This window comes from Thermohalobaculum xanthum, from assembly GCF_016623495.1.
Classification (GTDB): Bacteria; Pseudomonadota; Alphaproteobacteria; order Rhodobacterales; family Rhodobacteraceae; genus Thermohalobaculum; species Thermohalobaculum xanthum.
The window spans coordinates 108,595-134,856 of record NZ_JAEHHL010000006.1 but is presented as its reverse complement, the minus strand read 5'-3'; the positions used below and the strand labels follow the sequence as shown (position 1 = coordinate 134,856).

General features: G+C 67.2%; 20 protein-coding genes and 1 tRNA gene. 11 read left to right on the top strand and 10 right to left on the bottom strand.

Going from position 1 to position 26,262, the window contains the following annotated elements; all coding sequences use genetic code 11:
* Genes H0I76_RS10410 through H0I76_RS10390 form a run of 5 tightly spaced genes read right to left on the bottom strand, consistent with a single transcriptional unit; the run spans position 1 to position 6,554 of the window.
* The gene (locus H0I76_RS10410) at positions 1–579 is read right to left on the bottom strand and encodes an amino acid synthesis family protein (protein ID WP_200609805.1); all 579 of its coding nucleotides are present in this window, start codon (positions 577–579) and stop codon (positions 1–3) included.
* Positions 572–1,441, bottom strand: a complete 870-nt coding sequence (locus H0I76_RS10405) for a UPF0280 family protein (RefSeq protein ID WP_200609804.1) — start codon at positions 1,439–1,441, stop codon at positions 572–574. Before H0I76_RS10405 ends, H0I76_RS10410 begins: the two co-directional genes overlap by 8 nt.
* On the bottom strand, positions 1,438–2,988 hold the full coding sequence (locus tag H0I76_RS10400) for a 6-hydroxynicotinate reductase (protein ID WP_407704266.1): 1,551 nt from the start codon (positions 2,986–2,988) through the stop codon (positions 1,438–1,440). The genes H0I76_RS10405 and H0I76_RS10400 overlap by 4 nt, the downstream gene beginning before the upstream one ends.
* Before the next feature lie 3 nt (positions 2,989–2,991).
* A complete protein-coding gene (locus H0I76_RS10395) occupies positions 2,992–5,721 on the bottom strand; it encodes a molybdopterin-dependent oxidoreductase (protein ID WP_200609803.1) in 2,730 nt (909 codons plus the stop codon).
* Positions 5,718–6,554: an FAD binding domain-containing protein gene (locus H0I76_RS10390; RefSeq protein WP_200609802.1), complete on the bottom strand. Its 837-nt coding sequence runs from the start codon at positions 6,552–6,554 to the stop codon at positions 5,718–5,720. Before H0I76_RS10390 ends, H0I76_RS10395 begins: the two co-directional genes overlap by 4 nt.
* A 228-nt stretch (positions 6,555–6,782) precedes the next feature.
* Between H0I76_RS10390 and H0I76_RS10385 the strand changes: the two genes are divergently transcribed.
* The 8 genes from H0I76_RS10385 (at position 6,783) to H0I76_RS10350 (ending at position 15,935) form a co-directional block, all read left to right on the top strand.
* Positions 6,783–7,229, top strand: a complete 447-nt coding sequence (locus H0I76_RS10385) for a MarR family winged helix-turn-helix transcriptional regulator (RefSeq protein WP_200609801.1) — start codon at positions 6,783–6,785, stop codon at positions 7,227–7,229.
* A 21-nt stretch (positions 7,230–7,250) separates the two neighbouring features.
* Positions 7,251–7,877, top strand: a complete 627-nt coding sequence (gene pncA, locus H0I76_RS10380; RefSeq protein WP_200609800.1) for a bifunctional nicotinamidase/pyrazinamidase — start codon at positions 7,251–7,253, stop codon at positions 7,875–7,877.
* A gap of 117 nt (positions 7,878–7,994) precedes the next feature.
* On the top strand, positions 7,995–9,347 hold the full coding sequence (locus tag H0I76_RS10375; RefSeq protein ID WP_200609799.1) for an AAA family ATPase: 1,353 nt from the start codon (positions 7,995–7,997) through the stop codon (positions 9,345–9,347).
* Positions 9,348–9,506: 159 nt separating this feature from the next.
* Positions 9,507–10,520: a glycosyltransferase family 2 protein gene (locus tag H0I76_RS10370; protein ID WP_200609798.1), complete on the top strand. Its 1,014-nt coding sequence runs from the start codon at positions 9,507–9,509 to the stop codon at positions 10,518–10,520.
* Positions 10,510–12,264 (top strand): glycosyltransferase 87 family protein, encoded by a 1,755-nt coding sequence (locus tag H0I76_RS10365; protein WP_200609797.1) that lies wholly within the window; start codon positions 10,510–10,512, stop codon positions 12,262–12,264. The genes H0I76_RS10370 and H0I76_RS10365 overlap by 11 nt, the downstream gene beginning before the upstream one ends.
* Positions 12,261–13,571 carry a glycosyltransferase family 87 protein gene (locus H0I76_RS10360; protein ID WP_200609796.1) on the top strand — a complete coding sequence of 437 codons (1,311 nt, stop codon included), beginning with the start codon at positions 12,261–12,263 and terminating at the stop codon, positions 13,569–13,571. Before H0I76_RS10365 ends, H0I76_RS10360 begins: the two co-directional genes overlap by 4 nt.
* A 211-nt stretch (positions 13,572–13,782) precedes the next feature.
* The gene (locus tag H0I76_RS10355) at positions 13,783–14,352 is read left to right on the top strand and encodes an ImuA family protein (RefSeq protein ID WP_200609795.1); all 570 of its coding nucleotides are present in this window, start codon (positions 13,783–13,785) and stop codon (positions 14,350–14,352) included.
* Positions 14,353–14,357: 5 nt separating this feature from the next.
* Positions 14,358–15,935, top strand: a complete 1,578-nt coding sequence (locus H0I76_RS10350; protein ID WP_200609794.1) for a Y-family DNA polymerase — start codon at positions 14,358–14,360, stop codon at positions 15,933–15,935.
* A gap of 77 nt (positions 15,936–16,012) precedes the next feature.
* On the opposite strand, the gene H0I76_RS10345 is transcribed toward H0I76_RS10350, so the two are convergent.
* From H0I76_RS10345 to H0I76_RS10335, 3 genes are all read right to left on the bottom strand, one after another.
* Positions 16,013–16,088 (bottom strand) — tRNA-Thr (locus tag H0I76_RS10345).
* Between the two features lie 225 nt (positions 16,089–16,313).
* Positions 16,314–19,955, bottom strand: coding sequence for a choice-of-anchor I family protein (locus H0I76_RS10340; protein WP_200609793.1), 3,642 nt, complete (start codon positions 19,953–19,955; stop codon positions 16,314–16,316).
* Between the two features lie 337 nt (positions 19,956–20,292).
* On the bottom strand, positions 20,293–21,045 hold the full coding sequence (locus H0I76_RS10335; RefSeq protein ID WP_200609792.1) for a ParA family protein: 753 nt from the start codon (positions 21,043–21,045) through the stop codon (positions 20,293–20,295).
* A gap of 267 nt (positions 21,046–21,312) precedes the next feature.
* On the opposite strand from H0I76_RS10335, the gene H0I76_RS10330 reads away from it, so the two are divergent.
* Positions 21,313–21,816 (top strand): sigma-70 family RNA polymerase sigma factor, encoded by a 504-nt coding sequence (locus H0I76_RS10330; protein ID WP_234455252.1) that lies wholly within the window; start codon positions 21,313–21,315, stop codon positions 21,814–21,816.
* Positions 21,817–21,825: 9 nt separating this feature from the next.
* Positions 21,826–22,593: a hypothetical protein gene (locus tag H0I76_RS10325; RefSeq protein WP_200609791.1), complete on the top strand. Its 768-nt coding sequence runs from the start codon at positions 21,826–21,828 to the stop codon at positions 22,591–22,593.
* Positions 22,594–22,600: 7 nt separating this feature from the next.
* Here H0I76_RS10325 and H0I76_RS10320 read toward each other — a convergent pair whose 3' ends face one another.
* Entirely contained in the window at positions 22,601–22,930 is a 330-nt protein-coding gene (locus tag H0I76_RS10320; protein WP_200609790.1) for an aldehyde dehydrogenase, read from the bottom strand.
* 65 nt (positions 22,931–22,995) lie between these two features.
* Positions 22,996–24,300 carry a sulfite oxidase gene (locus tag H0I76_RS10315; RefSeq protein WP_200609789.1) on the bottom strand — a complete coding sequence of 435 codons (1,305 nt, stop codon included), beginning with the start codon at positions 24,298–24,300 and terminating at the stop codon, positions 22,996–22,998.
* A 503-nt stretch (positions 24,301–24,803) separates the two neighbouring features.
* Between H0I76_RS10315 and H0I76_RS10310 the strand changes: the two genes are divergently transcribed.
* Entirely contained in the window at positions 24,804–26,126 is a 1,323-nt protein-coding gene (locus tag H0I76_RS10310) for a patatin-like phospholipase family protein (protein WP_200609788.1), read from the top strand.
* Positions 26,127–26,262: the final 136 nt, after the last annotated feature.

Here is a 26,262-nt window from a genome sequence, read left to right as displayed (position 1 = left end):
TCAGCGCAGCCCGTCCTCGCCCTTCACGTCCCATGCCTCGAGCCCGCCCATGCGCGAGTGGATGCGCGGCCCGCAGGACATCGCCAGCGCGAAGACGATCTCATCGGTCCGTGGCGCATCGGGAACGACCAGGGTCATCGCGTCGAAATGGCTCCGGACATAGGCGGCATTCACATGCCCGAGCGGCACATCGAGGCTCGCCCCCATCGGGCCCAGCTTCATCGCCGAGGGGACGATCGCCTTCGACGGCTCGAGCCGGCCGCGCATCGCGTAGCCACCCGGCACGTGCCACAGCGCACCGTGCTCGATCTCGCCCGCCGCGCCGACGATGGCACCCTTTCCATAAGCATCGATCGCGCCTTCGCCCAGCGCGCCGATCAGCATGGTGGTGAGCTGCTCGCCCAGCGGCTTGAGGTCCTCCATCGCCGGCTGGAGCTCGGCGACGTGGCGTCCGGCGAAGGGGTTCGCCACGACCGCCGCTGCCAGCGCGCGGCGACGGGGGCGGGGCGCGACAGGGCCGCCGTCGTGCAGGATCTGCTCGGTGACCAGAACGGTCTTGCGGATCGCGAAATCAGCCATCTGTCCTCTCCAGCGCGGGGATCAGCGCCCCGGTTCCCAACTCGCCCACGACGCGCGCCTCGCCCGCGAGAAAAAGCGCCGCGGCCTCGATCAGGCCGCGTCTCTTCATCGTCCGCGCGACCGCGGCCCCGACCTCCAGCGCCCGCGCCGCCTCCGGCGGGTCGAGGTGCCCGACCGCGACCGTGACCAGCCGCGCGCCGAGGTCCGAGTCATCGTCGAGATCGCAGGCGCGGGCCCGTTCGACCGCCCGATGACCCGGCAGGTCAACCGCGTTGGCGACGAGCGTTGCCGCCGCGTCGGCGAGGGCAGCGCTGCGCGCGAGCACGGTGACGGCGTCCGCGATGCCGAGCGAGCGCGACCGCCCGCGCCAGCCCGAGGTGGCGATGCCGCGCACCGGGCTTGCGGCGTCGATACGGACGCGGTCCGGTAGTTCGGGACGGGTGGCTATCGCCGCCGCCATCGCTTCGCCCGGCCCCAGGTGCAGCGCGACATCGCCGCCATTGTTGGCATAGGCGCGCGCAAGGCGCCGCCCGGACAGGGCGGCGCGTAGGATCTCGTCGGCCACCGCGCCCGCGACGGCGATCATCGGCGTCGCGAATGTTGGATGATGGGCGCGGGCCGCCTGCTCCATCGCGCGCGCGACCGTGCCGGACAGGTTGGAGGGCCCGTCGCCGACCGGGCGGCGGAGGGTCGGGAGCTCGTCGACCAGTTCTTGCAGGATCGAGCGGAACCGCGCGGCTGCCTGAGCGCGCGCGGCCTCGACCTCCGCGCGAGAGCCCCAGGCCTCGAAGATCACGTCGATTGGCCCGTGGTGGAGGTGGAGCCGCCGCCCGTCCGGCAACATGCGTGCGGTCGCGCTCATCCCGGCACGATCTCGTCATCCAGCGGCCAGGGGTTGGCCGGGTCTGGGGCGGCACGGGCCAGCGCCTCGCCATACTCGCCGCCCGAGGCGAGGATGTCGCCGAGCGTGCGGATATGCGCGCCATGGCCGCCCAGCGCGAGATACTCGGCCCGCGGCAGCGTGAATTCGAGCGGCGCGACCAGCGCCGGGGTGGGGACATAGCCAAAGGCGCCGTCGGGAAGACGCGTGACATCGGTCATCAGGGTGATGCCGCCGCCCGGCCAGACATAGACCGGGGCGCCGCCGCAGGTCACGCGGGTTCGCCCCGCCTGGACCGAGCGCGTGAGGCGCACCGGGTTCCTGGTCACGCCCGACCTGAGCGAGCCGCCCGCGCCGCCCATGAAAAGGACCGTGCAGAGCGCCGGCTCGCAGTTCTCGTCGATCAGGTGCACCGAAGGCACGAGCCGCGAGGGCAGGTCGCGCCGGACCGGCGTGAGGTCCTCGTCCAGCTCGTAATAGGCGGCTTGCTCACCCGTGGTCGAGACCATGAGCAGCCGCAGGCCGGGCCGCGCGCCCTTCTTGGGGTTCCAGGGCCCCAGGATCGACAGCGGGTCATCGATATTGGTGCCGCCCCAGCCCTGCCCCGGCTCCGCGACCTTGAAATACCGCCCCGGGGTCGAGCGCCGGCCCTTGATGCGGATGCCGGTGTCCTCCCAGCCAATCACCTTGCCCGCCTGGTGCTCGGAGACGACACCGGTGATGTGGTCGTCGACCACCACCACCTCGTCCACGAGCCCCTGCCATTGGGTCGCGAACATGCCGATCGTGGCCGAGCCGCAGCCCACGCGCATGCGCGTCTCGGGCGTGCCATCGACGATGGGCGCATGCCCCGCCTGCACGACCACGCGCGAGCCGTTCTCGATCTCGAGCTCGACGGCCTCGCGGTTGCACAGTGCCAGCAGCGTCTCGCAAGTCACGCGGCCCTCGGGTTTCGAGCCCCCCGTGAGATGCCGAACGCCGCCGAGCGAGAGCATCTGGCTGCCATATTCGGCGGTCATCACCAGGCCCACCGGCTCGCCCGCCGCGCGCACGAAGTCGCCCTCCTCGCCGAGATGGCGGTCGGTGTCGATCTTCACCTTGACGCCGCAGTAGCTGAAGATCGCCTCGGTCACGACGGTGACGAGGTCGGCGCCCTCGGGCCGCGACGCGACGATGAAGGGCGCGGGCTTGTAGTCGGGATAGGTGGTGCCCGCGCCGACGCCGGTGACGAAGAGGCCCGGCCGCGCCATCATCTCGCCGTCCCACTCGCCCGCCATGAAGGGCACGACCTTGCCTCCCGCCTCCATCGTGCGGTCGAGGATGGTCACGGGATCGCAGCGCAGGATGCGCCCGCCATGATTGGCATAGCGGTCACAGGCCCCCGTGCGCCCCTCGGCGATGTAGCACATGACCGGGCAGGCGTCGCAGCGGATCTTGCCGTCGCGGTCGCGCGGAGCATGGGCCTCGACGGGCGCCTCGGGGTTCGGGGTATCGGTCTTCGGATCGGTGCGCGGTGGGCCTTCGTCCATGGCTCAGGCTCCCTTGGACCGGATCGCGGCCAGCACCCGGTCCGGGGTTGCCGGCAGCCGCGTCACCAGCGCCCCGGTGGCGTGGCGGATGGCGTTGAGAATGGCGGGCGCGGTGGGGATCAGGACATGCTCGCCCAATCCCTTGGCGCCGAACGGGCCCTCGGGGTCAGGTTTCTCGATCAGGATATGGTGGATCTCGGGGACATCGCCGAAGGTCGGGATCAGGTAATCATGCAGGTTCTCGGTGCGGCCGGGCACGTAATCCTCCATCAGCGCAAGCCCGATACCCTGCGCGATGCCGCCCTCGATCTGCCCTTCCGCCAGCACGGGGTTGATCACGCGGCCCAGGTCGTGCGCGGCGGTGATGCGGTGCAGCTTGACCGTACCGAGCCGGGTGTCGACCGACAGCTCGACGATCTGCGCGCCATAGCCGTAGACGGCATAGGGCGTCCCCTGCCCGTCCGCGTCGAGCGCGGTGGTCGGGGGGTCGTAGGTCTCCTCGGCGGCGAAGACGTAGCCGTCCCGCCCCTCGGCCAGGGCGGCGAGGTCGATCACATGCCGCGCGGCGCCGTCATCGATCACGATCGTGCCCTGCCCGAACCCGAGCGACGCACCCTCGGCCACGTTCGCATGACGCAGGATCGCGGATCTCAGCGCACGGCCCGCGGCCTCGGCCGCTCGTCCGCTCACATAGGTCTGGCGCGAGGCCGAGGTCTTGCCGGCATCCGGGGTGAACGCCGTATCGGGCCCGACCAGCCGGATCGCGCCGAGCGCAACGCCCAGCGCATCGGCGGCGATCTGCGCGATGACGGTGTTCGCGCCCTGGCCGATGTCGGCAGCACCCTGGTGCAGCACGACCTCGCCCGCCGCGGTCACGCCGATGCGGATGGTCGACGGGTTGGGCAGCGCCGTGTTGCCGCAGCCATACCAGCACGAGGCGATCCCGACGCCCCGCGTCACGGGACCGGCAGGCGCATCCGCCGCCCAGGCGAGCGCCTCCGACCACGGCCCCTCGAGCGCTGCGAGACAGGCGCCGATCCCGACCGCCGAGAGGCGCTGGCCACAGACCGTGGACTCTCCGTCCGTCAGTGCATTGAGCTGTCGAAAGGCAAGGCGGTCGATCCCTGCGTCGGCGGCGAGCTGGTCGTAGAGCACCTCCTGCATGATCGTCGCTTGCGGAACGCCGAAGCCGCGGAACGCACCGGCGATCGGGCCGTTGGTGTGGATCGCCCGGGCCTCGGCGCGGTAGTTCGGCACGCTGTAGGGGCCCGAGGCATGCACCGGCACGCGGTTTGCGACCGTCGGCCCCCAGCTTGCATAGGCGCCGGTATTGAAGTCGCCGTCGAACACCTGACCCGTGACGCGCCCGGCGGCGTCGGTGCCGATGCGTGCGCGCATCCGAGCCGGGTGGCGCTTGGTCGTCGACCGCATCGAGTCGCCCCGCGTGTAGACGATCCGCGCCGGCCTTCCGGTCTTGAGCGTCACGAGCCCGACCAGGGGTTGGATCGAGATGTCGAGCTTCGAGCCGAAGCCCCCGCCGGTCGAGGTCGCCACGATCCGCACCCGCTCGGGCGGCAGGCCCAGCATCACCGCGGTGTCGTCGCGATCCATGTGCGGCGCCTGCGTGCAGGTATGGATGACCAGGGTCTCGCCATCCATATAGGCGCAGCCCGCCTCGGGCTCGATATAGGCGTGCTCGACATAGGCGGTCTCGATCGCGCCCTCGGCGACATGCGCGGCGGCCGCGAGAGCGGCGTCGGGGTCGCCGCGCCGCACGAGCCCGCGGATCAGCAGGTTGCCAGGGCGTGCCGGGTGGATGGCGGGGGCAGACTTCGCGGCCTCGGGATCGAGGGCGGCCGGAAGCTCCTCCCATGTCACCGGGAAGGCGGTCGCGTCGAAGTCCTCGGCCGCACCGGGCTCCAGCGCGACCAGCGCCACCGCCTCGCCGCGAAACCGTGCGGCATCGACCGCCAGCGCGGGCTGATCGGCGAAAGGCGGGATCACGCCGAAGGCATTGCGACCCGGGATGTCGGCTGCAGTGAAGACCGCGGCGACACCTGGCGTCGCCGCCTGCCATGCAGCCAGATCGCCAAAGCTGAAGTCCGCGTGATGATGCGGCGATCGGATCACGTGCACCCAGAGCGCGCCGGCGGGCCAGCGGTCCGCGCCGAAGACATCAGCTCCGGTAACCTTGGGCGGGCCGTCGAGGCGCGCGACGGGGGCCCCCACCGCGCGGCCAGCCGGAACGGGCGCGGGTCGCGGCGCGTCGGCCCATGCATCGCACACCGCCGCCACGATCTTGCGGTAGCCGGTGCAGCGGCACAGCACTCCGCCCAGCGCCGCCTCGGCCTCGGCCGGTGCGGGACGCGGGTTTACCGACAGAAGCGCCGCTGCCGCCATCAGCATACCCGGCGTGCAGATGCCGCACTGCGCGGCACCGTGGCGAAGGAAGGCCGCCTGCAGCGCGGAGAGCCGCCCGTCCGAGGCCAGCCCCTCGACCGTGGTCACCTGCCGTCCCGCAACGCGCGCGGCGGGCATGAGGCACGCGCATTGCGGCATGCCATCGACCAGAACCGTGCAGGCGCCGCAGTCACCGGCATCGCAGCCGACCTTGGTACCGGTCAGGCCCAGGCGCTCGCGCAGCAGGTGGCTCAGGCGTTCGGTGGGCGCCGCCTCGATCTCGACCTGGCGGCCGTTGACCGTGAAGGCGGCAGGCCTTGTGTCGAAGCTCATGACGCGCCCCACGCCGCGCGCAAGACCGCGCGCCGAAGGATCTCGGCCGCCGCCTCGCGCCGGTAGGCGGCCGTCGCGCGCACGTCGTCGATGGGGTCCAGCGCCTCCGCAACCGCCGCCGCATCGATTACTGGGGCGTCGGCCGGCTGGCCGACCAGCGCGCGCTCGACCATCGGGAGCCGTCGCGCAACCTCGGAACAGGCGCCCACCGCGAGCGAGGCTGCCGCGATGCGGCCGTTCTCGACCTCGACCCGGGCCGCGGCCATAGCGATCGAGATCACCAGGTAGCGCCGCGTACCAAGCTTCTCGAATGCCGAGACACCGCGCACGGCCGCCTCGGGCACGTGGATCGCCACCGCGATCTCGTCCGGGGTCCGCGCGGTGCGACGGTTGCCCAGGATGAACTCGGAAAGCCCAAGCCGCCTTCGGCCGGTGGCCGAGACGAGCTCGAGCTCGGCGTCGAGAACCATCAGCGCGGGCACGCCGTCGGCGGCGGGCGAGGCGTTGCACAGGTTGCCCATCACGGTCGCGACGTTCTGGATCTGGATCGAGCCCAACTCGCGGCCCGCCTCGACCAGCGCGCTGAAGGCGGACGGCAAACCTGCTCCAAGGACCTCGGTCCAGGTCGCCGCGGCGCCGATCCGCCAGCCTGAGGGCTCGCGCGCGATGCCGCGAAGCTCGGCCAGGCCGGCTATGTCAAGGACCGGTCCGTGCAGGCTCTGATGCGTGGTCGCGGGATAGAGATCCGTGCCCCCTGCCAGCACGCGCCAGGCCGGGCCGCCGGCCATGAGAGCGAGCGCCTCGTCGAGCGTTCCGGGCCTCTCGTAAAGCATCGCCGCATCCCCCGGGGCACCGCCCGGTTCGTTTGCACACAAACAAATCATATGACGCGCCGGGCCGCTGTCAAACGCGATCTGGGGCGCCCGGGGCCGTGCATGCCGGTAAACGGGGATGCGGCTTCCCACGGCGGTTCAACGCATGCACTATGTGCCCATGCAGCGGCAGGTCGATGAATCGATGGTGGCAGCGAAACGTCCCGCGATCCGTCGCGCGGAGGCGTCATGAGCGATGCGCCCAGCCGGCGGGCCGCGAGCGGGACCGAGGCCTACCAGCTCGACGAACAGGTCGGCTTCCTCCTGCGCCGCGCGTCGCAGCGCCACATCGCGATCTTCAACGCCGGCATCCCAGAACTGACGCCAACGCAGTTCGCCGCGCTGGCGAAGACCGCCGAGATCGGGCCGGTGAGCCAGAACGAGCTGGGCCGTGCCACCGCAATGGATGCCGCCACGATCAAGGGTGTCATCGATCGGCTGGCCGCGCGCGGCCTGATCGAGACCGGTGAGAGCCCGACCGACCGCCGCCGCGTGATGGTCCGCCTGACATCCGAGGGGAGGGCCGCGCTGGCGCGCCTGATCCCTTCGGCGCAGGCGATCACCGAGGCGACGCTCGCCCCCTTGACGCCGCCCGAGCGCGCCGAGTTCATCGCCCTGCTCGAGCGGCTGGGCTGAGATCCCACGACGGAGCGCCTCATGGACCAGTTTCCCGCCGATACCGCCCTGATCGTCATCGACGTCCAGGTCGATTTCTGCCCCGGAGGCGCCTTGGCGGTCGAGGACGGGAGCGCGGTGGTGCCCCTGATCAACCCGCTCATGGACCGCTTCTCGACCGTCGTGCTCACGCAGGACTGGCACCCGGCGGGACATCACTCCTTCGCCGCGGCGCATCCGGCCAAGGCGCCGTTCGAGATGGTCGAGATGCCCTATGGCCCGCAGGTTCTGTGGCCCGAGCACTGCGTGCAGGGAACGCCCGGCGCCGCGTTTCACCCCGATCTGCGCACCGACCCCGCGCAGCTGGTGATCCGCAAGGGTTTCCGGCACAGGATCGACAGCTACTCGGCCTTCTTCGAGAACGACCGACGCACGGTCACGGGGCTGCGCGGATACCTCAGCGAGCGCGGCGTGCGCAGCCTGGTCCTTGTCGGTCTCGCCACCGACTACTGCGTGCGCCACTCGGCCGTCGACGCCGCGCGGCTTGGGTTCCAGGTCACGGTCGCCGAGGATGCCTGCCGCGCGATCGATCTCGGGGGCTCTCTCGCCGAGGCGCATGCCGAGATGGCCGAGAGCGGCGTGCGGGTCGTGCCTTCCTTCGCGCTCTGAGGCTCAAGCGCGCATCGCGACATTAACCATCTGGCTTAACTTGGAAGAAGAGATCGGCGTCCAAGATCGCGCGGTCGGCCGCCATTCTCCGGCGGCCCGAACCGGGAGACCGCGCGCATGACAGCCACCGCTTCGCCCCTTGCCGCGCAGGGTGCCGACGCCGACGCCTTCCTCCTCGACGGGGCGCTGCCGCCGCAAGCGCCGCGCCCGCCCGCGGCGCCCAACAGCATCGACGACACCGGGCTCGATCCGAACTTCCTTGTCGATCACCTTTGCAAGGTCATCTACCGTCACGCGCTCGAAAGACCATCGGATCTCGCTCGCGCCCTTTGTCTGCCGGTCAAGGTTGTGGACGACCTGATCGCAATTGCGCGCGAGCGCAAGCTGATCGAGCCGCTTGGCCAGCTGGGCGCGCGGATGACCGCGGAAATGCGATACGCGCTGACGGGCAAGGGGCGGGAATGGGCGCTCGAGGCTCTGGCGCAGAGTGAATATGCCGGTCCGGCACCGGTGCCGATGATCGCCTTCGCGGCCCAGGTCGCCACCCAGTCGATCCGCGGCGAGACCCTGCTGCGCCCGGCGCTCGAGCGGGTGTTCTCGCGCCTGACATTGGCACCCGCACTGGTCAGCAAGCTTGGGCCCGCGGCCAACTCCGGGGCCTCGATGCTTCTCTACGGCCCTCCGGGCAATGGCAAATCCTCGATCGCCGAGGCGATCACGCGCGCGTTCGGCAACACGGTCTGGTTGCCTCATGCGGTCGAGGTCGACCGCCAGATCATCACGGTCTTCGATCCCGCGGTGCATGCGGTGGTGGAGGAGGAGAGCGCCACCGAGGGCCTGCGCCGCCGAGCCGAGGCGGATGCGCGCTATGTCCGCTGCCTGCGCCCGCGCATCGTTGCCGGCGGCGAACTCACCCTCGACATGCTCGACCTGAGCTACAGCCCGGTGAGCCGGGTCTACGAAGCCCCGATGCAGATGAAGGCCGCGGGCGGCGTTCTGCTGATCGATGATTTCGGCCGTCAGCGCCAGCATCCGCAGGAACTGATCAACCGCCTCATCATCCCGCTCGAGAACGGGATGGATTATCTCGCGCTGCAAACCGGGCGGAAGTTCGAGGCGCCGTTCGACAGCCTCGTGATCTTTTCGACCAACATCGCGCCCTCGAACCTCGTCGATGACGCGGCGCTGCGGCGCTTGCGATACAAGATCCTCGTCGACAGCCCCGACGAGGAAACTTTCGTCAGGATCTTCCTACAGACGGCGCGCCGCATGGGCATCGCGCTGACGGAGGAGATCCTGGCCTTCGTGATGGTCGAGCTCTACGCCCGGCACGGCAGGACGTACCAGGCGTTCCACCCGCGGTTCCTGATCGATCAGACGCTGTCGATCTGCGCCTTCGAGGGCGTGGCGCCGCAGCTGCGCCCCGATTTCCTCGAGCGTGCATGGGAAAACCTGTTTCCACGGGACTGAAACGCGCGGAAGTGACCGCGCCGCCCTCATGTTCGCCACATTCGCACGGGATACCGTCAAGGATGGGTGGTGCTACGGTGTTGCGAACCCGCGTCACCGCTGCGACCGTGTTTACGGATGGCCGTGGCTTCAGCGCACGGCGGTTGGCGCAGAAGGGCGATGGATCAGCGCGAGATCAGTGACGGCAAGCACGAGACCGTGCCCGAGGGCGACCCGGTTGCGCGGCCCGCCCCCTTCCGCCTGAGCGTGATTGTCCCGATGTTCAACGAGGCCGAGGCGGTCGACGCCTTCCTCGACCGAATTCTTCCCCTGCTGAGCACGTGGACGGACGACTTCGAAGTCATCTGCATTGATGACGGCAGCCGTGATGCGACGGCGGCGCGGGTTCTTGCCCGGCGACGGGCCGAGCCACGGGTGAAACTCATCTGCTTCGCTCGAAATTTCGGGAAGGAGGCAGCGCTCTCGGCCGGCATCGATCACGCGACCGGAGATGCCGTGGTCACGATCGACGCCGATCTTCAGCATCCCCCCGAGCTCATGGGAGAGATGATCGCGAGATGGCGCGAAGGCGTCGATGTCGTCGCGGCGATGCGTTCCGACCGATCACACGACTCAGCCGCCCGCGGCTTCGTGAGCGGCGCGTTCTATCGCGTCTTCAACAAGATAGCCGAACGGCCTATCCCGCCGGAAGCCGGCGACTTTCGGTTGATGGACCGTGCGGTGATCCATGCCTTGCGCCGGCTGCCGGAGCGGAACCGGTTCATGAAAGGGCTTTTTGCCTGGGTGGGCTTCCGCGCGGAGATGATCCCTTATGAGCACACCGACCGCGTTGCGGGCGAGAGCAAGTTCCGGTTCTGGTCGCTGTGGAACTTCGCGCTCGATGGGATCACGGCCTTCTCGACCCTTCCCCTCAGGGTCTGGAGCTATCTGGGCTTCTCGGTCGCCTTCATCGCCATGGTCTATGCGAGCTTCATCGTTCTGCGCACGATCATCTTCGGTGCCGATGTGCCTGGCTATGCGTCGATCCTGACCGCGGTGCTCTTCATCGGAGGTATCCAACTCGTGTCGCTCGGCATCCTCGGCGAATACATCGGGAGGATCCTGATCGAAACAAAGCAGCGCCCGCTTTATCTGGTTCGCGCGGCTTGGGGGCTGGAGGATCATGAAGACTGACGCCCCGACAATAGACGCCGGAACCGACGACGCAGAAGCCGCGAAGTGCATGCCGAAATCGGCTGCACCAAGCATCGCCGCAAGGCCTCGCCCTCTGAACCGTTTCTTGACGGGCGCGTGGCTGACTGACCGCCGGGTTTACTGGCTCGCGTTCGCAGCGGCTGTCGTCAACATCCTCTTGATCATGGCGATCCAGTTCATGCAGTCGTTCCAGACCCCGCGTGGCGACGGTATGCATCTGGATTTTGCAGTCTTCTGGGCAACGTCGGCGCTTACGCTCCAAGGGACCCCTGCTCTGGCTTACGATCTAGAAACGACGATGCAGCTGCAAGAAGAAGCCGCCCGACTTTCGGGTCTTGCAGACATGCCCTGGATCTATCCACCGGTATTTCAACTCATTGTTATACCGCTTGGGATGATGCCGATGATGGTCGCAAAGATCGTCTGGTGCCTCGTCACCTGTGGCCTTTATCTCGCCGTGGCATGGCGCATCTTGCCCGGCCGCGGTACCCTCTATGCCGCACTCGCGCCATCGCCCGTCCTGTTTCTCTTCGTCAGCGGCCAAGCGGGGTTTCTTACGGCCGCGATCGTGGGGGTGGGGCTTCTGCTGTGGCAGCGGCGCCCAGTGATCGCGGGGGTTGCATTCGGACTGATGTGTATCAAGCCGCAACTAGTCGTAGCAGGCCTTTTGGCGGCGATTGCAGACAGACGCTGGACCGTCATTGTTTCTGCGCTTATCACAGCTACTGTCTTCTGCGCCCTATCGCTCGCCATCCTTGGGATCGATACGTGGACCGCTTTCCCGAAGGGCGTCTCACATGCCACCAGCTATTTCCGCTCGCTGGAGGTCTTCCACTTCTACGCCTCAACCTCGGGTGCATTGCGCAATGCAGGCGTCGGTTTCGGGCCCTCGATGGTGACGCAGGTCGTCGTATCACTCTTCGCCGGAATCGTGCTCATCAAGGGGTTTCGTGATCCTAGACTTTCGCTTGATGCGAAGAGTTCGCTGCTCGCATACGGAATGATCGCCGCATCCCCTCGGGTGATGGATTACGACCTGTTGATCATCTTTCTGGGCGCTCTCTTCCAGATCCGCCACGCAAAGGTTCGCGGCTTTTTCGCGGGCGAACGCACGGTCCTCCTGCTGGCGATGTTCATCTCCTGGCTCGATTTCGGTCTGCCATTCACCCAGTTGACTTCGTATGTCTCGATCAATGGCGTCATCCCGCCGATGATGCTGGCTGCCCTTGCTCTTGGCGAGCGGTACCGGCCAGGCAATGTGACGTCGCTCGTCGTGGCCGTGCCACGCCCCCCCCTGCCAACCCGGTTTGTCGTGCAGGCCGCGCGGCTCATCCGGTTCGGGGTCGTCGGCGTGGCAGCAACAGCCACACATGTGCTGGTACTTTCTGGGCTCATCGAGTTGGCAGGCATCGACCCACGCTTCGCCAACATTGCTGCCTTTATGGTAGCGGTACCTGTGTCATATCTGGGCCATTATTACTGGAGCTTCGGTTCGGTGCACCCGCACGGCGAGACGTTGCTGCGATTCATCGTGGTCGCGGTTTCTTCGCTTCTGGGCAGTCAGGGGCTTATGCTGTTCGCGCTCGATATCCTCGGTGCGAGCTATTGGGTCGGCGTGGCTCTGATGGTCGTCGTTATGCCTCTGGTGAACTTCGCCGTTCAGCAGGCGTTGGTGTTCCGCCGTCGACCCACCGCCGCTCGAGAAGGAGACGGCTGCGCGTGACCGGCCCGCGCAATGCGAACCTGCGCATCATGGCGCGCGCCGTGCTGCGCCCCGTCTGGCCGACGGACCGCAGACTTTACGCCTTGGCACTCTTCGGCTGCACTCTGGTGCTGGTGGGTACGGCATTTTTCATCATCGTGCTGGCGCTGAACTGGGGGCCGGACTTTCGCCATGTGCTCGATTTCACGGCGTTCTGGGCCGCGGCGTCGATGACGCTCAATGGTCAACCGTCGCTCGCGTATGACTGGGAGGCGCATCGCGCCGTCGAGGAAGCGGCACTGGGTGGCAGTTTCACGGGCGTCATGCCGTGGCACTATCCTCCAGTCTTTCAGGTTCTTGTTACGCCATTCGGCCTGCTGCCACCCTTCGCGGCCCATGCGTTCTGGGTCATCTTGACGCTGAGCTTTTACCTCGGCGTCGTCAACCGCATCATGCCGGGCCGAACGCCCCTGCTTGCAGCAATGATCCCGGCCCCGTTTCTGATGCTCGTGGTCAACGGACAGACCGGCTTCCTGATCGCGGCCCTCATTGGCCTGACGCTTCTGAACCTTGACCGCCGACCCGTTGCGGCAGGGGTAGCGCTGGGGTTTGCCGCGCTCAAGCCTCATCTCGTCATTGCTTTTCCGATCGCTCTGGCTGCCACCGGCAAATGGCGCATGCTGGCTGTCTCGGCCCTGACGATTGCCGCACTTGCAGGAGTTTCTATCCTTCTTCTCGGCGCGGGAACCTGGGTGGCGTTCTTCGACTCGCTTGGTCACACGGCGACGGTCTTTACCGATTCTGGTAACAAGTGGCATCTCTATGCGTCGCTCTATGGTCGGCTGCGCCTTGCGGGCTTCGATCTGATCCCGGCAGTGGGAGCGCAGGCTGTCCTGTCGGTTGGGACCATGTGGTTCTTGGTATGCGGGATGCGATCACCTTCCATGGCGCCAGATGTGCAGGCCGCGCTGATCGCTTATGCCAGCATTGCGATTGCGCCGCGCGTGCTCGATTACGACATCCTCACGCTTTATATCGGAGCGCTGTTCCAGATCCGGCATGCGAGGAGTGCAGGTTTCTTCCCTGGCGAGATGCTGGTTCTTGGCCTTGCGTTGGCGGTGACCTTCGCCGACCTGCTGCTCCCGCATGACACCGGACTTTTTCTTTCAGACATGAACTTCCTGCTCGCCCCCCTGCTGATGGCAGCGCTGCTTGCGGGCGAAAAGCGGCGCGAGGCAGAAACGGCGCGTGAGCCTGCGACCGGGATGCAGGCGGCCGACGCGAGGGAACCCGCCTCCGACTTGCAAGCGGGCCACGGCGTGGGCTGAGCCGCCGGCCGGCCACATCCAGACCTCGAGGGTTTCACCTGCTCTGGACCGTCGGGGTCGAATCGAGATAAGAACATTAAGTGAACAAACTTGATTGAACATCATGCGCACCGCCCTTTCGCAAATGCTGGAAGTCCCCGCCACAGCGGTGATCCCTCGCCCCTTGCCCTCCGGCCAACTGCCGCACGAGGCGGCGCTGAGAACCGGGCGGATGCACGAGGCGACGGGTCCGGGACGACGGGCTTTCGCCGCCGAAACCGCGGGAAGGGTCGAGGGCCCGGTGCTCTGGCTCATCGAGACGAGAATGCGCGAGATGTTGTGCCCGCGCGGGCTCGCCGCACATTTCGACCCTGCCCGCCTGATCCTCGTGCGACCGATGAACCGGATCGCGGTCTTGCAGATCATGGAGGAAGCGCTGCGGTCCGGTGCCGCCCCCCTGGTGGTGGCAGAGCTCGAGCTTGCCGCGGACCTGACCCAGAGCCGCCGTCTCCAACTCGCCGCCGGCACCGGGGGCTGCATCGGGCTCTGCCTCGTGCCGGAAGGGGGCCTCGCCACGAACGCGGCCGAGAGCCGCTGGCATGCCATGCCAATGCCCGCCCCTGCCCCGGGCGGGACAGCACCGCACCGATGGATGCGGATCAAGTCGAAGCACGGCCGGACTGGAAGCTGGGAGGTCACGCTCGGGCGGCACGCCAACGATGGCGCCGGGACGCGAGCCACCGCGACAGGACCCGCGACCTCGCATCGGCAGCCGCATGCCGGGCGGGCGCATCACGCCTGAGCGCCATGCCCCGACGGCGCATCATCTCGGTCGCGCTTCCGCATCTGGGCGCCGAATGCCGCCTCAGGCATGACGGTCAGGCGGATGCCGGGCAGCCTTTCGCGGTCACCGCCCAGGAAGCGGGGACGCTGCGCCTGGTTTCGGTGAACCGCGCGGCGGCAGCGGCGGAGCTCGCCGCGGGCATGGTGCTGACCGACGCCCGGGCGATCTGCCCCGGTCTCGCGACCCGGCCAGCCGAGCCCGAGCGTCTTGCCGATTTCCGACGGGCACTGGTGCGCTGGGCAGGGCGATTCTCGCCAACTGTCGGGCTCGACACGGCCGAGCCGGGCGCAGGCGCACTGCTGCTCGATGCGACCGGCGTTGCGCATCTCTTCGGTGGCGAGGCCGACATGCTGTCGGGTCTGCTCACCGGGCTTGGAAAGCAGGGCCTCAGCGCCCGCGCTGCAATGGCCGACAATCGCGGCGCCGCCTGGGCGCTTGCCCATTTCGGCCGCGAGCGCGCCGTCGTCGTGCCTCGCGGCCAGGTCCGGGCCGCGCTCGGCCCCCTGCCCGTTTCGGCACTTCGGCTCGAACCCGCGACGGCAGAGGCGCTGGCCGCCACGGGACTGCGGACGATCGGCGACGTGGCCGGCGTGCCCCGGGGCGCCCTGGCGCGGCGCTTCGGGGTCGAGACGATGCGTCGACTCGATCAGGCGCTGGGCATCGAGCCCGAACCGGTCACGGCCCTGCGCGCCACGCCGGTCTTCGCCGCACGTCTCACGCTACCCGAGCCGATCGGCCTGGTGTCGGACGTGATGGCAGGGCTCGAGCGCCTGCTCGAGCGGGTCTGCCACCATCTGGAAAGAGAGCAGAGAGGCGCACGGGCAATGCGCCTCAGCGCGCGGCGGGTCGATGGCGCCGACCAGACCGCGATGATCCGCCTTGCCCGTCCCATGCGCGATCCGATGCGGCTGCGGGCGCTGTTCCAGCCGAAAGTCGAGGCGATCGAGGCAGGTTTCGGCATCGATGCCCTCCGGCTCGAGGCGATCGAAGCCGAGGCGCTGCCCCCCGCGCAAACCGGCGCAGCCCTGCATGGCGGCGCCCCGACGCAGGGGCAGCGGCGCGCAACCGAGGACGACCGACTGGCCGATCTGATCGCACGGGTCGGCAACCGCATTGGCTTCGAAGCGGTGATCCGGCTTCTCCCGGCCGAAAGCCACATCCCCGAGCGGGCTTTCATCATGGCCGCCGCCGCCTGGTCCGGGCCGGGAGACTGGCAGCCGCGGCACGATCCGAACGGCCGGGAGCATGCGGCGCGCCCGATCACCCTGTTCCCGCCTGAGCCGGTGACCGAACTCGATCCCGGGCAGAGCGCGCCCATCCACCCGCCCGCGCGCTTCCGCTGGCGTGGCCGGACGCTCGCGACACTCCGTGCGACGGGGCCGGAGAGGATCGCTCCGGAATGGTGGTGGGACGATCCCGCCTGGCGCGGCGGCGCCCGCGACTACTGGCGGGTCGAAACGGCCGAGGGCCCGCGCCTGTGGCTGTTTCACACGCCCCAGGCCAACTGGCCGGCCTGGCACGTTCAGGGCGAGTTCGCCTGACCACCCGCCACGCGCCACTCCTGCGCCTGACCGGCTCCAGCGGAAGTCGAGATGTTTCAGCGTGTTGGCGTGAGTGGTGGTGCCGGCAGAGGGACTCGAACCCCCGACCCCGAGATTACAAATCACGTGCTCTACCAGCTGAGCTATGCCGGCCCATCAGGGTCTCCGCTCATTATACTCTCACCGTCGGCGGGGCAAGCGAAGCGGATCGCCACGCGGGGCACGCGCTTGGTCCATGCTTGCCTAAGGTTCGCGGAAGACTTGTCGCACGGCGGCGCACCAGCATCCTCGTTGGTGATCGAGCCGTCCCGGCAGTGCGCGCGATGACATGCGGATGCGGCCCGCGCCGGGCCGCATCACTTTTTCAGATCGGCGGTCTCAGAGGACGAAATCGGCCTCGTCGAGCGTCGCGTTCCCCATCGCCAGCGTGACGTGGATCGTGTCCGAGGCACCGTAGGCGACCTCGAAGGCTCCGCCGCCAAGATCGCTGATCACCAGCTCACCGAACGACAGGCCAGTGGAGGACAGGTCGATCTTGTCGTTGCGCTGGAGCGCGACGATCGTGTCCTGCCCGTCACCGAGATCGAAGAAGAAGGTGTCCGGTCCCCGGCCGCCATCGAGCTCGTCATCACCCTGGCCGCCATGGATCCAGTCGGCACCATTGCCACCGTGGATGACGTCGTTCCCGGTGCCGCCGGCAAGCTTGTCCTTGCCATTGCCGCCGTCGATCTCGTCGTCACCGGCACCGCCGAGGATCAGGTCGCGACCATTGCCGCCGTCGATGTCATCGTCGCCGAGCCCACCGGAAAGCTCGTCACCCTTGGTCGTGCCGATGATCGCCTTGCCGAGCTCGAGATCGTAGACCGCGGTCGTGCCCGAGATCTCGTAGGACACCGCGATCTGCGCGAGGCCGCTGGGGCTCTCGTCCGCCGGGATGAAGCGGATCACCTCGGGCGCAATGTTTCCGTCGACCGAGCTGTCGATGTAGTCGACAAAAGCCGGGTTCGACGGGTCAGAGATGTCGTAGATCATGATCCCGCCGTCACGCTCGAGCCCGATGAACGCGAAGGTTGCGTCACCGACCTTGCCGACCGCGATCGCCTCGGGCTCGGGGCCCTTGTTGTCCGAGCGGTTCTCGTCGATCACCCCGGGTTCGTCCGAGGGGAACCCGTCATTGTTGAACGCGTTCGGCACGCGGTTCGCCGCGATGACGCTTTCGAAGTCGTCGCCCGAGTCGAAGACCACGTTGCCATCCGCGTCGAAGATCGTGAACGAGCGCGACCCGAACGAGTGGAGTTCCTCGATCAGGCCGTCGCCATCCGTGTCGCCATCGATGTTCGAGAAGTTGAGCCGCCCGAGCAGCGTCTCGTCCTCGAGCATCAGGGCGATCTCGGGGAACTCGGCGGCGTCGAACTCGCCGTTCGAGAGGTCGCCGTCGACCAGGTCCTCGCCTCGCGCCTCGTCGAAGTCGCGGCTGTCGCCTTCGTTTGCGGTAAGGAAGTACACCTCGCCATCGATTTCGACCGTGGCGATGGCGTCGGGCATGCGGAGGCCCTCGACCGGGACGTTCTGGATCGCGATGGCGTCATCCCTGTCGGACGGGTCGATCCCGAAGCCCTCGGCCGAGTGCTCGGACGTGCCCAGCGGGATGATACGCTCCCAGAACTTCGAGTCGAGATCGAACACCGCGACGGCGTTGGCCTCCTGGAGCGTCACGTAGAGCTTCCCGTCGGCGCCTTCGGCGATGTATTCGGGCTCGAAATCGATCGAGGGGAGCCAGTCCGGGAAGATCCGGACGCCCGCGTCGCGCAAGGCGTCGACCTGTGCGTCGAACTCGTCGAAATAGAAGGTTTCGGCATCCCCCGTCGCGACATCGATGATCGAGATCGAGCCCTTCGGGTCGAGCACGTCCTGCGCCTCGCCCTCGTTGGCGACGAAGATCATCGTGCCGTCATTCGAGTAGGTCACCATGTCCGGCAGGTTGCCGACCTCGACCGTGTCGATCAGGTTGCCGTCGAGGTCGAACCGGGCAACGAGGCCGTTCTGCGCGTATTCCGGATCGATCGGGTTCTGCACCTCGATCTCGACACCCGGCGCTGCGAGGAACAGAAGCTGTCCGCCCTCCTTGAGCTGGCCGTCCGTAAGAAGCCCGGCAATGGTCCCCTCGGTCGACGGAAAACGGTCCTGATCATCGAGGCTGTGCGCCTGCACGTCGACGAGGAACAGCGAGCCCGCCGGATAGCCGAACAGTGACGAGACATCGAGGATGCCTGAGCTCTCCCAGTCGCCAATGTCGATCGAGCCGGTTCCGTCGGCGCCGACGTTCTCGTCGACCGCGCCGAGCGGCGAGACGGCGGTCTGGTCGATCTCGGCGATGCGGGTGGCGTCACCGGTCAACGGGTCGACCACAACGACACCGGCACCGGCCGGGTTGACCGCGCCATCCCCGAAGATGCCGTCCACGGCCCGGTCTTCCTGGACGTAGATCTTGCCGTCATCTGCCCAGTCGAGGTTGTCGGGCGAGCGGAGGGTCTGCGACGGATCGGCGTCGCCATCATAGATGATCGTCGTCGTGCCCGAGATCGGGTTGCCGGACGCGTCGAACGACGTCTGCACCGTGTAGAGCGTGCCGACGGTATCGGCGCCGCCGTCGTAGGAGCTCACGCCCGTCGAGGCGAGCACGATCTCGGAGCCGTCCGCGGGGTTGGTCGACACGTCCTCGGGCCGCGAGAACCCGAAGGCACCGGCGGCCTCGGCACGCGTCCACAAGGTTTTCTGCGTCGGATAGCCGTATTCGTCGTAGCCGGTCGACCCGTCTTCCGACGCCTGGGACAAATCGGGGGTGTTGTCTATCTCGACCCAGGTTCCGGTGCGGCTTTCGCTGTTGCCGTTGAACTCGGAGGGCACCGTGTCGCCGCTGTCGGCGACCCAGACATAGAGCTTGCCGTCCTTCAGGCCGTTGCGCTCGAGGAAGTCGCCCGAGGCGTCCTTCTCGCCGACATAGAGGAAGAGCGGAGCGGCTTCGTCGGCGCCGTCGCCATCCGCGTCGAAGGGCGCGGTGTCGTCGGCGAGGATGAAGGCGACATGCGTCGTCGTGCCGGTGTCGATCTGGGTGATGTTCTCCCAAGAGCCGCGGCCCATCGCGGGAACCGCCCAAAGCTCGCCCGTGGCGATATCGAGCGCCCACTCGTTGCCGCTGACATTCGAGAAGACGCCGCCCGTCTCTTCACCGGCAAAGTAGATCGTGTCCACGATCCCGTTGCCCGCGCCGAATTCATCGGCCTGAAAGACCGCGCCCGAGCAGAGCCGGTCCAGACCGTTGCGGCCCTCGACCAGGTCCCCAACGTCGTCGAGCAGCGTGCCATCCGGGTTGTAGATCGCGTTGTAGGCGAGACCGCCATCGGTGATCGACATCGTCGCCTTGTCGATGTCGAAATACGAGATCCGCGCACCGGTGAGTTCGACGCCGTTGATCTCGTAGGGCGTGCCCTCGGCATTGCCGAGTTCGTGATTGACGTAGACGCGCACAGTGTTCGCATCGAGCTCGATGGCACCGATGCCATCGAGGATTCCGATCGGCTGATAGCCGTTGTCGAGCGTGCCGCCCACCGTGAAGATCGGCTGGGTCGTCCAGCCATCCTGGCCGACGAGCATCGGCTCGGAGGCGATTTCGGCGTTGTCGACATCGATGGCGACAACGATGCCGTCGGCGCTGACATCGACCGACTGGACGCCCGCATAACCCTCCATCGTCGTGAGATCGATCGAGTCGATGAAGGCCCCCGAGACCGCGTCGAAAATGTCGATCCGGTCCTCGGCGCCATTGGTCACGTAGAGCTTGCCGTCATAGACGCTCACCACCTCGGAGCCGGCCTCGCCGGAGCCGCTGTCGGCGACCGTGGAAAGTTGATTGCCGAGGGTCGAGGCTTCGCGGTCGGTGACCGTGGAGGTCTTCGCAGGCTTCTTTGCCTGTCCGGACGCCGAAAGGAACCCGGGGATGTCGAAATCGAGGGGCTTCATGCGTTACTCCAGCCGACGGTTTTGTGATTTTCACAAGCTGCAACAAGGTGTTGGCGCGGCGGGAGTATGCAATCACAGGTTGCGAATTGTAGTCACATATTGATGAAATTTGGATGACAGAAAAAATACAGGTCGAGAATATGGCATAATAAATTTTATCAAAATAATTAAAAATAACAAAAATCAGTTTATATTGATTATTTATTGATTTTATTCGGTCGATTTCGATGGGCGCATATCAGGCTGTGGTTGCGAGCCCCATGCAGCGTCAAATTGGGCTTTGCGTCACGCCCGACCTGCAGGCGAGCAGCATGTGCCACGATGCCGGGCCGAAAAGCTACCTCGAAACCAGCGGCACGACCTCGTCCCAGAGATCTCTGAAGGCGAGCGCGGGGGCGCTGCGCGGCGCGAAATCGACCACCGGCCGGCGCTCGACACCCATGCGCTCCACGAGGCTAGAATAGGGAATGCTCGACGTGAGCGGCTTGCTGCTTCCCGTGCGCGCCGCGCCCTTCGCGCCGAGGACCAGCTCGCGATGCATCTTCTTCCGGCGATCGACCATGGAATAGAACCATCGGACCGTCAGGTCGCCCGTCTTGACGTCGTCGATCAGCCGCTCCAGCTGATCCAATGCCCGGAGCGACAGCGTTGTCGGAATGACAGGCACCATCAGGAGGTCGGTCGCGCGCAGGACCCGCTCGGACAGCGCCGACATGCTGGGGGCGCAATCGAAGAACACCAAGTCGTAGTCGTGTTCAAGCGGCGCGACCATCTTCTTCAGCGCCGTCGACTTTTCACCTGACAGCCGGATGTCGAACTCGCGATAGGAAAGGTCTGCGGGGATCAGGTCGAGGTTTTCGATCCCGGTGTCCTTGATCAGATCGTCGAGGTCGCTCTTGCCCTTCGCGATCTTCTTCGCGCCTCCCTTCACCTTGGGCTTGACGCGGAAGTAGAAGCTCGTCGCGCCTTGGGGATCCAGATCCCAGATCAGCACCCTGCGACCGGAGCTTGCCGCGAGATAGGCAAGGTTCACCGCCGTGGCCGTCTTTCCGACGCCGCCCTTGCTGTTGAAGAGGCTGATGACGTGCACGATACGCTCCCTATCCGTCTCGGCAGCTGAGCCGCGCCGACTCTAGCCACTCGCCCCACGTGCCGCTACCTCGGGCTGACCGGATCTTCTGCGCGTCCACCGCCGGCATGCCTGCGCCCGCATCTTGCCGCATGGAAGTGGGAGCGCCGCGGCGGCGGCTTGCCGCTGCCCGAGCCGGGGCACCGCGAAACCGACGATCGGTTTTGCGCGCATGCCTCGGGTGTGCTTCACTCCGTCAGGATGGAGTTCGTCGACGGGAGGGGGCCCTTGCGCAAGCCCCGAGCGATTGCGGCACTGAGACCTGATCTCGTGGCATATGCCGTGAGCCTGACAGGCGACGTGACGCGGGCCGAGGACGTCGTGCACGACGCCATCGTCCGGGCGCTGCAGGCCCGGAACGTGCCCCGCCGCAGCGCCGAGCTGCGTCCCTGGGCATTTCGCGTGGTGCGCAACCTGGTGATCGACCGCTACCGCAAAAACCTTGTTCGCGCGGAATATTCACGGGAACAGGGACGTCTCTTCGATGAAGGCCAGGCGACGGCAGGGGATCCGATCGAGGCGCTCATCGTGCGGCAAGCCTTCGAGCGCCTGCCGAGGCGAGACCGTGAGATCCTGTGCCTGATTGACATCCTGGGCTTCTCATATGCAGAAGCGGCGGGGACGATCGGCATTCCCGTCGGCACCGTGATGAGCCGTGTCAGCCGGGCGCGGCGGGCGATGATGACACTCATGGAGGGGTCGAATGTCCGGCCGCTCCGTCAGCGGAAGTGAAACAGCGCGATGACGCAGATCCGTGACGATGAGTGGGAAGCGCTGAACGCCTATGCCGATGGCGAGTGCTCGGCCGAGGTGCGGGCCACGGTTGCGCGCCGGCTGGCCACGGATCCGGGCCATGCCGCGGCACTTAGCCGGATCCAGCAGGTGAAGGCCGGACTCTCGCTCATCGCCCCGGCCCCGGTGCGCGGGGCTGCGGACGCGACCGCCGGCAGGCACAAGCCTTTCCGAGCCGTTGCGGTCGCTGCCGCGATCGGTGCGGTCGCCATTCTCGCCCTGACGGTCGGCCCGCGCGCATACCGCGAGGCCGTGTCCTCACCCGACCGGACGGCCGAGATCCACGAGGCATTCTCGGCCAACGCCTATGCGCTGGACGACGGCGCGCCTGCGCGCACGATCTCGACGGCGGGACTCGGCGACATCCGCGCCTTCGACCTCTCGGATTCGCGGCTGGTCCTGGTCGACGTGCGAACCTTCAGCGCCTCGGCAGACGAGATGGTCGCGATGCACTACCGGGGTTTCAACGGCTGCCGGCTGACGGTCACGGCCGCCCGCGCCGGCGGCGATCGCGGTGGCGATCGTGCCGCGGATACACTCTTCGCGCACTGGACGGCGAGAGGCATCGACTTCCGTGTCGTCGCCGCCGGCATGGATGCCGACCGCTTCGCAGCGATCACGGCACTCCTGCGGTCCGAGAGCCTGCGTGACGACGCGGCCGATGGCTTGCGGATCGCTGTCCGCTCGGCGACAGACAGCGCCGTCCCTTGCGCCTGAGCGCAGGTCACTCGACCGGGTAGTTCGGCCGATCGGGCCCGTAATTCTCGGCGAGGTAGTTGAGGATCAGTTCGCGATCGGGCGGGTCCAGTTCACCCATGCCCTGCTCATCGATCATCCACTGCAGCAGCGCGTCCCAGCGATCCCTTGTCAGGCCCTGCTGGGCAACCAGCCGCTCGGAATGGCAGGCCGCGCAATAGGCATATGTCAGCTCAGCCCCCTCGCCCGCGACCAGCACGCCGAACTCACCCTCCTCGGTCGCCGCGCTCGTGCCGGAGAAAAGACCGAGCGCGACGGCGCTCAGCGCCGCGGCGACCCATCGGGTTTCCCGTTTCATCTCACCTCCACCATGCAAACGGGCGCCACCCAAGGCCGCGCCCGTTCTGGTTCCAGCATCCTGTGTCACGAGACCCGCAGGCCGACCCGGTGCATCGAGTTGTTGAGATAGCCCTTCGGGTTCCAGTCGATGGCAAAGGGCTGCATCACGCCCGCACTGTCCGTCGCCCGCGCCCAGATCTCGTAGTAACCCGCCATCGGCAACTCGACATTCGCGCGGAAGTTTTGCCACGCGCCATCGTTCACCGGGTCGTCGAGCTCGGCCTTCATCCAGGTCGCGCCGAAATCGTGCGAGATGTCGACCTGCGTGATCGTGCGGTCGCCCGACCAGGCGTGCCCACGGACCTCGACCGCCCGGCCGCTGTCCGCGCCATTCGCAGGATGCGTGATCAGCGACTTCACGGGCATCCGCTCGATGATCACGAAATCCTCCTTCGCGACTTCCTCGCCGGCCGCAACGGGCCGGTTCGGCACGCGGTAGGACGTCCCGGTCATCTTCGGGCCATCATGGACCACGTCACGCAGCCAGACGCGCTTGAGCCACTTCTGCGAGCACGACCCGGGCCAGCCCGGCACCACCAGCCGCAGAGGCGCGCCGTTCATCGGATGGAGCGCCTCACCATTCTGCTCGAAGGCGATCAGGATATTGTCCGTCATCGCCTTCTCGATCGGCAGGCCGCGCGAGATCGGCTGCTTGTCGGCGTCGCCGGAAAGATGGGTGTCCGCGCCCTCATGCGCAGTGTAGACGACCCCGGACTTCACGCCGGCCGCCTCGAGCACGTCCTTGAGCCGCACCCCCGTCCAGTTCGAGCACGCGACCGCGCCGTAGGTCCACTGGTTACCCGAGGCGGGCGGATCGAAGAAGGCGCGCCCGTTGCCACCGCATTCGATCGTGAGCGCCATGGTCACGACCTCGAACTTGTCGCGCAGATCGGCGATCGAATAGGTCGCAGGGTTGTCGACAAGCCCGTCGATGGTCAGCGACCACGTGCCGGCATCCATGTCATCGGGCGGCAGACCGTTGTTGCGGATGAAGTGCCGTGCCGTCGGTGTGATCGGGTCATCGAGCAGTTCGGGGGGTGTCTCGGCATTCACGGGACGGTCATTCAGCAGCGTCAGCCCGTCCTTGCCGACGAGGACGTTCTCGCTGGCGAATGCCGCGGGCACCAGCCCGGCAGGCATGTTGCGATGGAACGGGATATGAGCGCCCACCATGGTCGCCATCGTGGCGAGCCCGACACCCTTCAGGAAGCCGCGCCGGTCGGCATGCGACTCGCGTCCGAAGAACGCGCGATCCGCTGCAATGGGATCCTTTGCGAAGAACTCCCGCAGGTTGGCAGGCTTCGGACGCGTCTCGTGATCCTTTGGCATGACTTCCTCCCATGTTGGTGGTTTTCAGACTCAACGCGCCGCCGCCGGGTTCTATTCCCGCATTCAACTACGGCTCGTGCCGCGCAGCCCGCCAGCGAGAGCCTGTCGACAAGGAAGGCGCGCGGGAGCCGCCCACGAGGCACGCGCCACGTGCGGCCGAGAGCGCCGGTTCCGGGCGCCCCCGGAGAGCGCGAGTGCAAAGGCGATGCAACCGGGCCGCGTGCCGCCGCGTTCCGCGCTGTCTCGTCGCGCGAACCGCGAAGCATTGCGAGAGACAGAGCGGCCGCCTTTTGTTTATCTTCGACACGGGAGGGAAAGTGATGCGTGCACGTGCACTCGCACCCAGCATCCGGCTTTTTGCGGCGCCACGCCGGATCGGTCAGGCATCGCTGACATCGCTCAACTCAGACGGGCGGCTCGCATCGCGCGCTGCCCGGCACGTTCTCTCTCGGCTTCAGGGCGGAATTTTTGCGGCGCCCAAATTCAACGCACAGGTTTAAGACATGAACTCGGCCTCCCGGAACCAGACCCATCACTTCGCTACCGCGCCAGACAGCCTGCCTCGGACGTGCGACGACGGACGCCATGGCAAGCCCCGCCGATCCTTCGTGCTGGCGGCACTTGCACTCGCCCTGCCCCTCGTTGCAGCGGGCTGCTCACCTGCACTGACGCGCAACCCCGTGCCTGATAAGCTGGTGAACGAGGTCCATCCCTTCGGCCACCCAAACTTGCGAAGCTGGGGTGACGCGCTGACGGACGACCAGATCCGCGCTTTCATTGCCGCCCGAGCGCCCGTCATCAAGGCGCAACTCGGGCCCGAACTCGCGGCCGGCAGAGTCCCCAAGCTCGAGTTTCTCGCCCTGTCGGGTGGCGGTCAGTGGGGCGCCTTCGGCGCTGGCATCCTGAACGCGTGGTCCGAGAGCGGTACCCGCCCCATGTTCCAGGGTGTTTCAGGGATCAGCACCGGCGCCATCATCGCGCCATTCGCGTTTCTCGGCAGCGGCGAGGACGCGACGCTGCGCGAGATCTATTCGGAGTACAGCACCGACCAGCTCGTTCGCGAGACCGTTCTCTCGGGGCTGATCTCGGGGACCGCGCTCGCGGACACCACGCCGCTCGCCAAGGTGATCGCCAAATACGTCACACCCGAGCTGCTCGAGCGGATCGCGGCCGAGCACGCCAAGGGGCGCCAGCTCTTCATCGGCACCACCAATCTCGACGCCGGCCGGCCCGTGATCTGGGATATCGGCGCCATTGCGGCGTCCGGAGAGCCCGGCGCCCTGGGGCTGGTTCGCGAGCTCATCCGCGCCTCGGCGGCGATACCGGTCGCCTTCCCGCCGATCTTCATCGACGTGGTGGGACCCGACGGCACCAAGTACGACGAGATGCATGTCGATGGCGGAGCAGCCTCGCAGGTGACATTCGTGTCGCCCGAGATCCCGATCGCCGAAGCGACGCGCCGCGTTCTTGGGCGCAACATCGACCGCCGACTGTGGGTGATCGTCAACAACGACCTCGAGCCGCCACACCAGGTGGTAAAGCCGCGCATCACCAGCATCGGCGGTGCCGCGGTGAGCTCGTTGATCCGCGGCAGTGGGACGGGCGACCTCTATCGTCTCTTCGCTATCGCCCAGCGCGACGAGATCACCTTCGAAGCGACATGGATCCCGCCCGAGATCCCCTGCCCCGATCCCAAGGAGGACTTCGACAAGGCGTTCATGAAGTGCCTCTATGACTTCGGCGGCGACTATTTCCGGGGGGGGGAGCTCTGGCGCACCAAGCCCCCGTTTTTCGCGACGGAACTGCCGCCGCTGGAAGGCAGCTGAGCCGCGACATGGTGGGCACGCGTGAAGCGGCCGGCGACGGCGGAGCGGTTCAGGCGATCGAGATCGCGACCGCTTTCCCGCCCGTCGGTCGCCGCCGCGCATAGGGGACACAGGGCGGGATCGGGAAGCGTCGACG